This window comes from Aeromonas sp. s9, assembly GCF_040907765.1.
GTDB lineage: Bacteria > Pseudomonadota > Gammaproteobacteria > Enterobacterales > Aeromonadaceae > Aeromonas > Aeromonas caviae.
On the sequence record NZ_JBFOCK010000092.1, the window covers coordinates 1 to 11,809 of the forward strand.

Consider the following 11,809-nt stretch of genomic DNA (forward strand, 5'->3'; position numbering starts at 1 on the left):
ATCCATTGACCGATCCTCAGGCTGTGTAAGAATCCGAAACTCCTTGTTGGGTTTCGGATTTTTTTATGCGTATCGACCAAGCTCTCGACTTCATTCACGCCTGTCCTCCCGGAAAGTTTGAGTCCCTGTCTGACCTGCTGTCACCTGAACTGGTGCAGGCTTGCTTGGCCGAGACGGGCTCCGTCTCCTTGCGCCGACGGCGCATGCCCATGGAGCGGGTGCTATGGGCCATTATCGGGATGTCCTTGTTTCGTCATGTCCCTATGGCCCAGCTGGCCAACCAGCTCGATATCCTGTTACCCGGCGACCGGCCGTTTGTCGTCCCCAGCGCCTTCATCCAGGCGCGCCAAAAACTGGCTGACCAAGCCGTTCGACAGGTGTTCCAGCAGACCGCCACACTCTGGCATCAGCTGTGTCAGCACCCCACCTGGGCCGGCTTGCAGCTGCTGGCCGTGGACGGGGTGGTCTGGCGCACGCCCGATACTCCGGACAATGCCGGCGCCTTTGCCAAGTCGAAAACCGTCCAGGGGGAGACGCAATATCCCCAGGTCCGCATGTTGTGTCAGATGGAGCTGACCAGTCATCTGCTGACCCAGACAGTGATGGACTCCTGTGCGGTAAACGAGATGGTGTTGGCAGAGCAACTGATTGAAAAAACACCCGATAATAGCCTGACCCTGTTCGATAAGGGCTTCTACTCACTGGGGTTACTCCATGCCTGGCAACGCCAGGGCGTAGCGCGTCACTGGCTTATTCCGCTGAAAAAGGGGGCTCAATACGAGGTCATCCGCAAGCTGGGGCGGCAGGATGTGCTGGTACGCCTCAGAGCCAGTCCGCAGGCCAAGAAGAAGTGGAGCGAGTTGCCGGAGCAGTTCGAAGCCCGGCTGCTGACCCGGACGGTAAACGGCAAGGAGCGGCAGGTGCTGACCTCGCTCACCGACCCGCTGCGCTTCCCGGCCAGCGAGTTGATGGAGCTATACCAGAATCGCTGGGAAATCGAGCTGGGCTATCGGGAGATGAAACATAGCCTGCAACAGCACCGGCTGACGCTGCGCAGCAAGAAACCCGATGGAGTAAGGCAGGAGCTATGGGGCTTGGTATTGGCCTATAACCTACTGAGATATCAGATGGTTAGGATGGCGGCGAGCTTAAAGGGCTATACGGCCAGCCAGTTGAGCTTTCACATGGCATCGGTGTATCTGCTGCATGAACTCAGTTGCCTGCCGTTTGTGTCACCGGGCATGGTTCCAGGGCGTGTCGCTGAGTTGGACAAACAGGCAGAGCAGTTCAAGTTACCCGCCCGCCGAGAACGAAGTTACCCAAGGTGCATCAAAGCCAAACCACAGAAGTATGCGACGAGAAAACCTAGTAAAAACAATGCCAGTCAGGCTTAACTGACTGGCATTACGACCCTGGGTCGCGCTTTTTGTTTGGCCATCTCTCGGCAGGTCGCGGTTTACTTGGCCCGCTCCTGGTGGCCGCGCAGGCGGATGTTGATCATCTCCACCACCAGCGAGAAGGCCATGGCGAAGTAGATGTAACCCTTGGGAATGTGCAGATCCAGCCCTTCGGCCATCAGCGCCACCCCGACCAGGATAAGGAAGGAGAGGGCCAGCATCTTGATGGTGGGGTGGGTATCGACGAAGTCGCCGATGGCCTTGGCGGCAAACATCATGACGCCGACGGCGATGATGATGGCCAGCACCATGACAGGGACATGATCCGCCATGCCCACGGCGGTGATGACGGAGTCCAGGCTGAAGATGATGTCGAGGATGGCGATCTGCACCAGGGTGGACAGGAAGCCCGCGGTCTTGCTCACCACACCCGCCTCTTCGGCGGCCCCTTCCAGGCTCTGGTGGATCTCGTGGGTGCTCTTGGCGATGAGGAACAGACCCCCCACCAGCAGGATGAGATCCCGTCCCGAGATGGCTTCCCCCAGCACGGTGAAGAGGGGCTCGGTGAGGCGCATCACCCAGGCCAGGGAGAGCAGCAGCAGGATGCGGGTGCCCATGGCGAGCCCCAGCCCCAGGATGCGCGCTTTCTGGCGCTGGGCTTCCGGCAGGCGACCCACCAGGATGGAGATGAAAATGATGTTGTCGATGCCGAGCACGATCTCGAGCAGGGTCAGGGTGGCGAGCGCGACCCAGGCGGAGGGGTCAGCAATCCATTCCAGCATGATTGAACCTTGGTTGAACAGTGATTGAGGTAGAAGCCGCGCATTTTAGCAGGGGGTCATGGCTTGTCCCAGTGGCGGGAAAAGATAAAAATGGCGGCGATCCAACAGGAGGGAAACATGTTTCGATTAGGGCTCATCATCAACCCCGTCGCCGGCATCGGCGGGGCCGTCGGTCTCAAGGGCAGTGACGGTATGGTCGCCGAGGCGCTGGCGCGCGGGGCCGTCCCCAAGGCCCGGGAGCGGGCCCGCCAGGCCCTGTTGCCCCTGTGCGAGCTGACCACGTCATTCGAGCTGCTGACGGTGGCCGGTGAGATGGGGGAGACGCTTGCCGCAGAGCTCGGGCTGCCCCATCGCATCGTCCATCGGCCTGCCGGGGCGCAGACGAGCGCCGAGGATACCCGGGCCGCCGCCCTGGCCCTGCGCGATGCCGGGGTGGATCTGCTGCTCTTCGCCGGTGGCGATGGCACCGCCCGTGACATCTGCGCGGCGGTGGGGGAGTCCTGCCATGTGCTCGGCATCCCGGCGGGGTGCAAAATCCACTCCGGGGTCTACGGGGTGACGCCGGCGGCAAGCGGCCGGGTGGCGGCCAGAATGATCGCAGGGGAGCTTCTGAGCCTGGTGGATGCGGAGGTGATGGACATCGACGAGGAGGCGTTTCGCGCCGGCAAGGTGCGCGCCCGCCACTACGGGCAGCTGCTGGTGCCCGGGGATCTGCGCTACGTGCAGGCGGTCAAGCAGGGGGGGCGGGAGTCCGAGGAGCTGGTGCTCGCCGATCTTGCCGCCGGTGTGGTGGAGCAGATGGAGCCCGATACCCTCTACCTGATGGGGTCGGGGAGCACGGTGGCCGCCTGCATGGGTGAGCTGGGTCTGGAAAATACCTTGCTCGGTGTGGATCTGGTGGAAAATGGCCAACTTATCGGGCAGGATCTCAGCGCCGCCGAGATCCTGACCCGGATCCGCGGCCGTCGCTGCCGTCTGATCATTACCCTGATCGGCGGTCAGGGACATCTGTTCGGGCGCGGAAATCAGCAATTGAGTCCAGACGTGATCCGGGCCGTCGGGCGCGAGCATATCCAGGTGCTCGCCACCAAAGCCAAGCTGGCGGCGCTAGAAGGCCGTCCGCTGCTGGTGGACACCGACGATCCGGCACTGAACCGGTCGTTGAGTGGTTATCTGCGCATAACCACGGGATACAAGGATCAGGTCATCTACCCGGTGGCCAACCCGGAATAGGACATCAAGGATGCGGCTGGCCTGGCGCCAGAGAGCCGCGATCAACCGGATCGCGGTTCCACTCCCCGAATTTTTTGCCGGCAACCCCGGAAATGAGGCTGCGTTAAATGACGATTCACGATTTTGAACACAAGTTGTTGGGACTGATCGACGCCATGGTCGCCACGGCCAGCGAAGACGAGCTGTTTGCGGGCGGCTATCTGCGGGGGCACATCTCCCTTGCGGTGGCGCGCGCCGAGCTGGAGGGCAAGACCCTGGTGCGGGACGTCAAGAGCTATGTGCTGCGCAGCCTGAACGAGGCCATCTTGCAGGGTGAGCTCTCCGAGCAGGACGAGGTGCTGGTGCAGGAGATGTGGAAGCGTCTGCAGGCCCAGGCGGAAGCTTGATCCCATTCGCAGTTCAAACACAAGTTTAAGTAATCTGCTTCCCTGAGTGTTATCAAAAGGTTAATAATGAGGCTCGCCTTTTGTTTCAGGGATTAAACCATGGCCTCCACCTCACGCATTGCCACCAGACTGCCGCTCGAGATGCTCTATCACTGGGAGCGGCAGTGTCCCGACCGAATCTATCTGCGTCAGACCATCCACCGCGAATACGTCGACTTCACCTGGGGTGAGGTTGCCGACGAGGCGCGGCGCATGGTGACGGCACTGCGCGCCCTGGGCCTGGTGCCCGGTGACAAGGTGGCCCTGCTCTCCAAGAACTGCGCCCAGTGGTTCATCGCCGATCTGGCGATGCAGATGGGGGGATACGTGAGCGTGCCCATCTACCCCACCGCCAACGTCGACACCATCGAATACGTGCTGCGCCACAGCGAAACCAGAGCGATCTTCGTCGGCAAGCTGGACGACTGGAAGAGCCAGGAGGCGGGGGTGCCCGGGGATCTGCTGCGTATCGCCCTGCCTTACGACACCATGCCGGCCGCCCACCAGTGGGACGATCTGCTGGCGCAATACGACCCCATCCCGGACAGCCCGGTGCAGGCGCCGGATGCCCTGCTGAGCCTGGTCTACACCTCCGGCAGTACCGGCAAGCCCAAGGGGGCCATGCTGAGCGTGGAGCGCTACGCCTGGTCCTGCGAGAAGCTGGTGGAGGCGGTCTCCCTCACCGCCGAGGATCGCGGCTTCTCCTACCTGCCCCTTGCCCACATCACCGAGCGGGTCTACATCTACGGCGGCAGCCTGTTCAGCGGTGCCACCATCGCCTTCCCCGAATCCCTCGACACCTTCATCGAGGACGTCAAGCGCTGCCGTCCCACCGTCTTCATCTCGGTACCGCGGCTCTGGGCCATGTTCCGCATCAAGATCCACGAGAAGCTGCCCCAGAAAAAGCTGGCGCTGCTGCTCAAGATCCCTCTCGTCTCCAGCCTCATCAAGAGCAAGCTGCAAAAGGGGCTGGGGCTGGATCAAGCGCGGGTGCTGGGCTGCGGCTCTGCGCCGGTGGCCCCGGCGCTGCTGGAGTGGTATCACAGCATCGGCATCCATATCACCGAGGCCTGGGGCATGACCGAGAACCACGCCTACTCCACCCTCAACTACCCGTTCCGGGCGGACAAGATAGGCACCGTCGGCAAGGCCGGGCCCGGGGTGACCATCAAGATCTCCGACGAGGGGGAGATCCTCTGTCGCTGCGACGGCATGATGGTGGGCTACTACAAGGATCCCGAGCACAGTGCAGAGGCCATCGACGCCGAGGGCTGGCTGCACACCGGTGACATGGGCAAGCTGGACCGGGAGGGTTACCTCACCATCACCGGCCGCATGAAGGACGTCTTCAAGACTGCCAAGGGCAAGTACGTGGCCCCGGTGCCCATCGAGGGGATGCTCGGGCAGGAGCCCATCATCGAGCAGCTCTGCGTCATCGGCTACGGCATGCCGCAGCCGGTTGCCCTGGTGCAGCTCGCCGAGAGCGCCATGAAGGGGGACAAAGCCGGGGTGGAAGCCCAGCTGGAGGCTGCCCTCAACCGGGTCAACGACAAGCTGGAATCCCATGCTCGCCTGCGGGGCATCCTGGTGGTCAAGAGCCCCTGGAACATCGAGAACGGGGTGCTGACCCCCACCATGAAGATCCGCCGCCACCTGCTGGAACAAAAATACGCGGACATCGGCGAGCGCTGGTCCGGCAGCCAGCGCATCCTGTGGGAGTCCTGACAGGGGCCGGCGCCGCCATATCGGCTACATCAATGACAGTCGGGGGAGCCAGTGGCTCCCCCGCTGTATTTCAGGGGGAAGCAACCCGACAGGGGGCTGGGGCATTGACCCCTTACCCGAGGTTTCCCGCCGCCATACCGCCCCGCGTCGAGGGAACAGGCAGGGAAAGGTATTTGCAAAATCCATGGAGAGGGGTGATCCCAGTGGCTGGGAAAATGCATCTTGGGGTCTCACACGGGGCCACAAGGGGCGAGGGCAGGGCATTGACCCCTTCACCGACGCTTCCCGCTGCCACCATGCCGCCCTTCATCGAGGGAACAGACAGGGAAAGGTATTTGCAAAATCCATGGAGAGGCGGGATCCCAGTGGCTGGGCGAATGCATCTTGGGGTCACACACGGGGGCCGCAAGGGGCGAGGGCGGGGCATTGGCCCCTTCCCCGACGTTTCCCGCCGCCGCCATACCTCTCTGCATCGAGGGAATAGGCAGGGAAGGTATTTGCAAAATCCATGGAGAGGCGGGATCCCAGTGGCTGGGCGAATGCATCTTGGGGTCACACACGGGGGCTGCAAGGGGCGGGGGGGAGGCATTGGCCCCTTAATCTGGGCTTCCCGACACCGCAGAGGGGGTCTGCCAATTAGGTCATCGGAGAGAGACCGCCCTCACATGGGGCAGGGGGGCATCTGATGCACGGCGCCAGAGGCGCAGAGAAAGAGGGTGAGGGGCAGGATGAGAGCCGCAGAGAGCAAGAAGGGGAGCCGCAGCTCCCCTTCCCGTTGGCGGATGCCGGGGTCAGACGGCTTTGTACTCAAGCTCGACTGAACCCAGGGCCTTTAGGGTGGACTGGGCCGAATCCCGCTGGCTGATCTGGCCATCCTTGCTCTCCAGCAGCACGGCGCGGCGCACGGTGGCGAGATCCTCGCCACCCAGCACAGCGTGGGCGCAGGCCATCTGCATCGGCGGCAGGCTCGGGTTGAAGGCGGCGTTCTCGGCATAGCGGCCGCAGAAGATGCGCCCGTCCTCGAACTGCAGCGCCACCGCGGCATAGCCCTGGCTGTAGGGGGCATAGCTCTGGCGGGCGGCGGCGAGCGCAGCCTGCCACAGGGGGTCGTCGCTCTCGAGCACCAGCTCGTCGTGAGCCTGGGGGCTCATCAGGGCATCGGTGATCTCGAGATCGGCGGGACCGAAGGAGTGGGGCAGGAAGGATTGCAGCTCGCTGAGATCGTCCGGCAGGGAGACTTTCAGGGTCTTGGCGGTGCTCAGCTCGTTCATGAACTGGCGGCAGTGGCCGCAGGGGGTGTAGTTCACGGTGATCTCGGAGATCCCGGTCTCGCCACCCAGCCAGGCGTTGGAGATGGCGGACTGCTCGGCATGGACCGAGTGGAACAGCCCCTGGCCCGCGAACTCCATGTTGGCGCCAAAGTACCAGGTGCCGCTCAGGCCGCAGGCGATGGCGCCGACGAAGAACCTGGAGATGGGGGCCACCGAGCAGGCGGCCGCCAGCGGCAGCAAGGCCAGACGCAGGGCCCTGTCATCCAGCCCGGTGGCGGCTTTCAGGGTCGCGACCTGGTCCGGGGTGAAACGGGCCTTGAAATCGTCCCCCAGCATGGGCAGCAGGGCGGCCTGGAGCGGGGAGGAAAGGGTCTCGAATGGCTTGGCAAAGCGGGGATGCATACTGTGTCCTCAAAGGCCAATTGGGGGGCCATTGTAGGGAGCAAGCGCGGCGAATTGTGTGAGCGCGCTCACGCCTTGATGGGCAAAGGGGCGGGGATGGTAAAGGAAACGTTTGTCTTTCGCAATCTGTGCGCCAGCTCCCGGCATCAGGGAGGCGAGGGTATCGGATGGATATGGTGAAAGGGCACAGAGGCCATGGCCGCAGGGGCGGCCACGGCAACGGGGATCAGGTCAGCCAGTGGTAGAGGGCGAACAGCAGGGGGGCGATGGCCGCGGTCAGCACACCGCACACCACCATGGCCAGCGACGAGAAGGCGCCCTGGGTCACCCCCTGCTCGGCGGAGGCGGCGGTGCCGATGGCGTGGGCGCAGGCTCCCATGGCCAGCCCCTGGGCCTCGGGGTCGGTGACCCGCATCAGCTTGAGCAGGGGGTAGCCCGCCAGGGCCCCCAGGATCCCCACCACCACCACCACGGCGGCGGCGATGGCGGGAATGCCGCCGAGGGACTGGCTGACGCTCATGGCGAGCGGCGTGGTGATGGACTTGGTGGCGATGGAGGCGAGCAGCGCCGGATCCGCCCCCATCAGGTGGCCGACCCCCAGGGTGGTACAGACCGAGATGAGCACCGCGGTGAGGGTGCAGGCCAGGATGGGTGTGAGCTTGTCGCGGATCTGGCGCGCCTGCTGGTAAAGCGGCAGGGCCAGGGCCACCACGGCGGGTTCCAGCAGGGCGGTCAGGGGCGAGGCCCCCTGCTGGTACTGATCCAGAGGCAGATCGAGCCAGAGCAGCAGGCCGATGATGACGGCGGTGGGGATCAGCACCGGATTGATGACGGGCCAGGGCAGGCGGCGGTAGAGGGCCCGTGTCATGAAATAGAGGGCCAGGGTGAGGGGCAGGGCGAACCAGAGGATCATGGCTTGTTCATCCTTTGATAGAGGTGGCCGACCGCGCCCAGGATGAGCACGATGCCGAGCACGACGCAGAGCATGATGAGACCGAAGGATTGGCGCAGGGGCTCGAGCCAGGCCACCAGGCCCACCGCCACCGGCACGAACAGCACCCCCATGTGGCGCAGCAGCAGGCCGCCCCCCAGCTCGACCCAGGAGAAGCGGACGATCTGCAAGGAGAGCAGCACGAACAGCAGCAGCATGCCGATGATGCTGCCGGGGAAGGCGAAGGGCAGGATGGCCGCCACGGCCTTGCCTGCCAGCAGACAGGCGATGATGACCAGAAAATCACGAAGGTAGCGCAGGGTGCGTTGCAGCAGCACGGGGGCCTCATCTTGGCAAGTGTGAGCAAGGTCGCAGTTTAACAGGCACGGGGGGGAGGGAACAGGGTCAACTGGCCCGCAGGGGATACAATGGCCCCGGCTTCATCCCCATTCACAAGAAGGAGTTCCCATGTCGACCCCCTCTCTCCTGGCCCGGTTGCGCCAACTGCCCGCCGATCCCGCCCTCCCTGACACCCTGCTGCAAACCCGCCAGTGGGAGGGGCCGCTTTGCCGGGTGAGGCTCGACAACACCGGGAAGCAGTCCGAGGCCGTCCACCACTGGCGGCTGTTTGAGGGGGATCTCGGACTTGCGCCCGACGCGGCCATCTACGGAGAGGGGTTCCAGATGCTGGCCCAGACCGGGGGACGCTGGAATGCCCCCGAGCACCTGGGCCGCTGCCCCGATGCGTCTGTCTATCGCATCACCGCCGACCATGGCTACCACACGGTGCACAACCTGCTGCTGGTGGCGCAGGAGGGGGGCTGGCTGCTGCTGGCCTTTGCGAGTTGCCAGCGCTTTGGCGGGGAGTTTCGCCTCCATCCCGACGGGCGCCTCGAGATCGTGATGAACACCGAAGGGCGCACTCTGGCGCCGGGTGCACACTGGCAGAGCGAGGCGCTGATCTGCCTGGAGGGGCCGGACAGGGAGGCCCTGCTCGCGACGCTGGCGCAGCATATCGCCGCCGAGCACGGCTCCCTGGTGGGGGAGGTGCCCACGCGCCCGAGCGGCTGGTGCTCCTGGTATCACTACTACGCGAACGTGAGCGCGGCGGACATTCGCGAGAACCTGGCGGTGCGGGCCGAGCGTTTCCCGGCTCTGCGCTACGTCCAGATAGATGACGGCTATCAGGCCAGGATGGGGGACTGGCTCACCCCCTCCGCCAAGTTCGAGGAGGGGGTGGCGGCCCTGGCAGGGGAGATCCGCGCCGCCGGTTGCGAGCCTGCGCTCTGGGTCGCCCCCTTTATCGCCGAGCCCGGCTCGCAAGTGTTCCAGGATCACCCTGACTGGTTCGTGAAAGGGGAGGATGGCCTGCCGCTCCCCTCGGAGCGGGTCACCTACGGGGGCTGGCGCTGCACCCCCTGGTACGTGCTGGATGGCACCCACCCCGAGGTGCAGACGCACCTAGAGCAGGTATTTCGCACCCTGCGTACCCAGTGGGGCATTCACTACTTCAAGCTCGATGCCAACTTCTGGGGGGCCATCCACGGTGGGCGCTTCCACGACCCCGCCGCCACCCGGGTGGAGGCCTATCGGCGCGGCATGGCCGCCATCCTGCGCGGCGCCGGGGAGGGGGCCTTCCTGCTCGGCTGCAATGCGCCGCTGTGGCCTAGCCTCGGCCTGGTGCACGGCATGCGGGTGAGCGATGACGTGGAGCGCCAGGGCCCCCGTTTTCGCCAGATAGCGCGAGAAGCCTTCTGCCGCGCCTGGCAGCACGAGCGGCTCTGGGTGCTGGACCCCGACTGCGTCTGCCTGCGGGATATCCCGGGCCAGCATGGGAGCTGCGCCGAGTACGACTTCCACCTGGCCGCCCTGGTGGCGAGCGGTGGCATGGTGCTGGCGGGGGACAGATTGCAGGATCTGGACGAGGCGCAAGGGGCGCGCCTTGGCAAACTGCTCGCCCTGTGCGCCGCGCGCACCCCGGCGGCCCGCTTCGAGGGGATGGCATTCGAGCGCGGGCGGGTGGCGCTGCCCGGGGGCGGCGAGCTGCTCTGCCTGTTCAACTGGGGGGAGTACCCCTGCGAGTTCCCGTTGGCGCCGGGGGGCACGGACTTCTGGGACGAGACGCCCCTGGGTAGCACCCTGGTGCTGCAAGGGGGGCAGGGGGCGGTGATCCGCTACCCCTGATGGCGTTGCACTGCAAAAAGGCTCCCGAGGGATAATGCCGATCAGTTAAGGATCCATTGACCGATCCTCAGGCTGTGTAAGAATCCGAAACTCCTTGTTGGGTTTCGGATTTTTTTATGCGTATCGACCAAGCTCTCGACTTCATTCACGCCTGTCCTCCCGGAAAGTTTGAGTCCCTGTCTGACCTGCTGTCACCTGAACTGGTGCAGGCTTGCTTGGCCGAGACGGGCTCCGTCTCCTTGCGCCGACGGCGCATGCCCATGGAGCGGGTGCTATGGGCCATTATCGGGATGTCCTTGTTTCGTCATGTCCCTATGGCCCAGCTGGCCAACCAGCTCGATATCCTGTTACCCGGCGACCGGCCGTTTGTCGTCCCCAGCGCCTTCATCCAGGCGCGCCAAAAACTGGCTGACCAAGCCGTTCGACAGGTGTTCCAGCAGACCGCCACACTCTGGCATCAGCTGTGTCAGCACCCCACCTGGGCCGGCTTGCAGCTGCTGGCCGTGGACGGGGTGGTCTGGCGCACGCCCGATACTCCGGACAATGCCGGCGCCTTTGCCAAGTCGAAAACCGTCCAGGGGGAGACGCAATATCCCCAGGTCCGCATGTTGTGTCAGATGGAGCTGACCAGTCATCTGCTGACCCAGACAGTGATGGACTCCTGTGCGGTAAACGAGATGGTGTTGGCAGAGCAACTGATTGAAAAAACACCCGATAATAGCCTGACCCTGTTCGATAAGGGCTTCTACTCACTGGGGTTACTCCATGCCTGGCAACGCCAGGGCGTAGCGCGTCACTGGCTTATTCCGCTGAAAAAGGGGGCTCAATACGAGGTCATCCGCAAGCTGGGGCGGCAGGATGTGCTGGTACGCCTCAGAGCCAGTCCGCAGGCCAAGAAGAAGTGGAGCGAGTTGCCGGAGCAGTTCGAAGCCCGGCTGCTGACCCGGACGGTAAACGGCAAGGAGCGGCAGGTGCTGACCTCGCTCACCGACCCGCTGCGCTTCCCGGCCAGCGAGTTGATGGAGCTATACCAGAATCGCTGGGAAATCGAGCTGGGCTATCGGGAGATGAAACATAGCCTGCAACAGCACCGGCTGACGCTGCGCAGCAAGAAACCCGATGGAGTAAGGCAGGAGCTATGGGGCTTGGTATTGGCCTATAACCTACTGAGATATCAGATGGTTAGGATGGCGGCGAGCTTAAAGGGCTATACGGCCAGCCAGTTGAGCTTTCACATGGCATCGGTGTATCTGCTGCATGAACTCAGTTGCCTGCCGTTTGTGTCACCGGGCATGGTTCCAGGGCGTGTCGCTGAGTTGGACAAACAGGCAGAGCAGTTCAAGTTACCCGCCCGCCGAGAACGAAGTTACCCAAGGTGCATCAAAGCCAAACCACAGAAGTATGCGACGAGAAAACCTAGTAAAAACAATGCCAGTCAGGCTTAACTGACTGGCATTAC

The 11,809-nt window shown here is 63.8% G+C and carries 10 protein-coding genes; 6 read left to right on the plus strand and 4 right to left on the minus strand.

Features of this window, described 5'->3' with window-relative positions; translation table 11 throughout:
- The first annotated feature begins 65 nt into the window (after positions 1–65).
- Entirely contained in the window at positions 66–1,394 is a 1,329-nt protein-coding gene (locus AB5Y54_RS17885) for an IS4 family transposase (protein WP_010676218.1), read from the plus strand.
- 62 nt (positions 1,395–1,456) lie between these two features.
- Here AB5Y54_RS17885 and AB5Y54_RS17890 read toward each other — a convergent pair whose 3' ends face one another.
- On the minus strand, positions 1,457–2,179 hold the full coding sequence (locus AB5Y54_RS17890) for a TerC family protein (RefSeq protein ID WP_010674455.1): 723 nt from the start codon (positions 2,177–2,179) through the stop codon (positions 1,457–1,459).
- A gap of 117 nt (positions 2,180–2,296) precedes the next feature.
- On the opposite strand from AB5Y54_RS17890, the gene AB5Y54_RS17895 reads away from it, so the two are divergent.
- The 3 genes from AB5Y54_RS17895 to AB5Y54_RS17905 all read left to right on the plus strand — a co-directional run bounded on the left by AB5Y54_RS17895 (position 2,297) and on the right by AB5Y54_RS17905 (position 5,562).
- A complete protein-coding gene (locus AB5Y54_RS17895; protein WP_010674456.1) occupies positions 2,297–3,412 on the plus strand; it encodes an ATP-NAD kinase family protein in 1,116 nt (371 codons plus the stop codon).
- Positions 3,413–3,519: 107 nt separating this feature from the next.
- The gene (locus AB5Y54_RS17900; protein WP_010674457.1) at positions 3,520–3,798 is read left to right on the plus strand and encodes a YfcL family protein; all 279 of its coding nucleotides are present in this window, start codon (positions 3,520–3,522) and stop codon (positions 3,796–3,798) included.
- Positions 3,799–3,897: 99 nt separating this feature from the next.
- Positions 3,898–5,562 carry an AMP-binding protein gene (locus tag AB5Y54_RS17905; protein ID WP_043155860.1) on the plus strand — a complete coding sequence of 555 codons (1,665 nt, stop codon included), beginning with the start codon at positions 3,898–3,900 and terminating at the stop codon, positions 5,560–5,562.
- 791 nt (positions 5,563–6,353) lie between these two features.
- On the opposite strand, the gene cdd is transcribed toward AB5Y54_RS17905, so the two are convergent.
- The 3 genes from cdd to AB5Y54_RS17920 form a co-directional block, all read right to left on the minus strand.
- Entirely contained in the window at positions 6,354–7,235 is an 882-nt protein-coding gene (gene cdd / locus AB5Y54_RS17910; protein ID WP_119197719.1) for a cytidine deaminase, read from the minus strand.
- 226 nt (positions 7,236–7,461) lie between these two features.
- Positions 7,462–8,148, minus strand: a complete 687-nt coding sequence (locus AB5Y54_RS17915) for an LrgB family protein (protein ID WP_041212945.1) — start codon at positions 8,146–8,148, stop codon at positions 7,462–7,464.
- Positions 8,145–8,504 (minus strand): CidA/LrgA family protein, encoded by a 360-nt coding sequence (locus AB5Y54_RS17920; protein ID WP_010674461.1) that lies wholly within the window; start codon positions 8,502–8,504, stop codon positions 8,145–8,147. The genes AB5Y54_RS17915 and AB5Y54_RS17920 overlap by 4 nt, the downstream gene beginning before the upstream one ends.
- A gap of 130 nt (positions 8,505–8,634) precedes the next feature.
- Here AB5Y54_RS17920 and AB5Y54_RS17925 point away from each other — a divergent pair, with 130 nt between their 5' ends.
- Both AB5Y54_RS17925 and AB5Y54_RS17930 read left to right on the plus strand, forming a co-directional pair.
- Positions 8,635–10,350 carry a glycoside hydrolase family 36 protein gene (locus tag AB5Y54_RS17925; RefSeq protein ID WP_201972714.1) on the plus strand — a complete coding sequence of 572 codons (1,716 nt, stop codon included), beginning with the start codon at positions 8,635–8,637 and terminating at the stop codon, positions 10,348–10,350.
- A 116-nt stretch (positions 10,351–10,466) separates the two neighbouring features.
- Entirely contained in the window at positions 10,467–11,795 is a 1,329-nt protein-coding gene (locus tag AB5Y54_RS17930) for an IS4 family transposase (protein WP_010676218.1), read from the plus strand.
- The last annotated feature ends 14 nt before the right edge of the window (positions 11,796–11,809 follow it).

What these genes read in the sequence shown, in the direction of transcription:
- AB5Y54_RS17885 (WP_010676218.1), top strand. Translation starts at nt 66, where the DNA reads ATGCGTATCGACCAAGCTCTCGACTTCATTCACGCCTGTCCTCCCGGA.
- AB5Y54_RS17890 (WP_010674455.1), bottom strand. Translation starts at nt 2,179, where the DNA reads ATGCTGGAATGGATTGCTGACCCCTCCGCCTGGGTCGCGCTCGCCACC.
- AB5Y54_RS17895 (WP_010674456.1), top strand. Translation starts at nt 2,297, where the DNA reads ATGTTTCGATTAGGGCTCATCATCAACCCCGTCGCCGGCATCGGCGGG.
- AB5Y54_RS17900 (WP_010674457.1), top strand. Translation starts at nt 3,520, where the DNA reads ATGACGATTCACGATTTTGAACACAAGTTGTTGGGACTGATCGACGCC.
- AB5Y54_RS17905 (WP_043155860.1), top strand. Translation starts at nt 3,898, where the DNA reads ATGGCCTCCACCTCACGCATTGCCACCAGACTGCCGCTCGAGATGCTC.
- cdd (WP_119197719.1), bottom strand. Translation starts at nt 7,235, where the DNA reads ATGCATCCCCGCTTTGCCAAGCCATTCGAGACCCTTTCCTCCCCGCTC.
- AB5Y54_RS17915 (WP_041212945.1), bottom strand. Translation starts at nt 8,148, where the DNA reads ATGATCCTCTGGTTCGCCCTGCCCCTCACCCTGGCCCTCTATTTCATG.
- AB5Y54_RS17925 (WP_201972714.1), top strand. Translation starts at nt 8,635, where the DNA reads ATGTCGACCCCCTCTCTCCTGGCCCGGTTGCGCCAACTGCCCGCCGAT.
- AB5Y54_RS17930 (WP_010676218.1), top strand. Translation starts at nt 10,467, where the DNA reads ATGCGTATCGACCAAGCTCTCGACTTCATTCACGCCTGTCCTCCCGGA.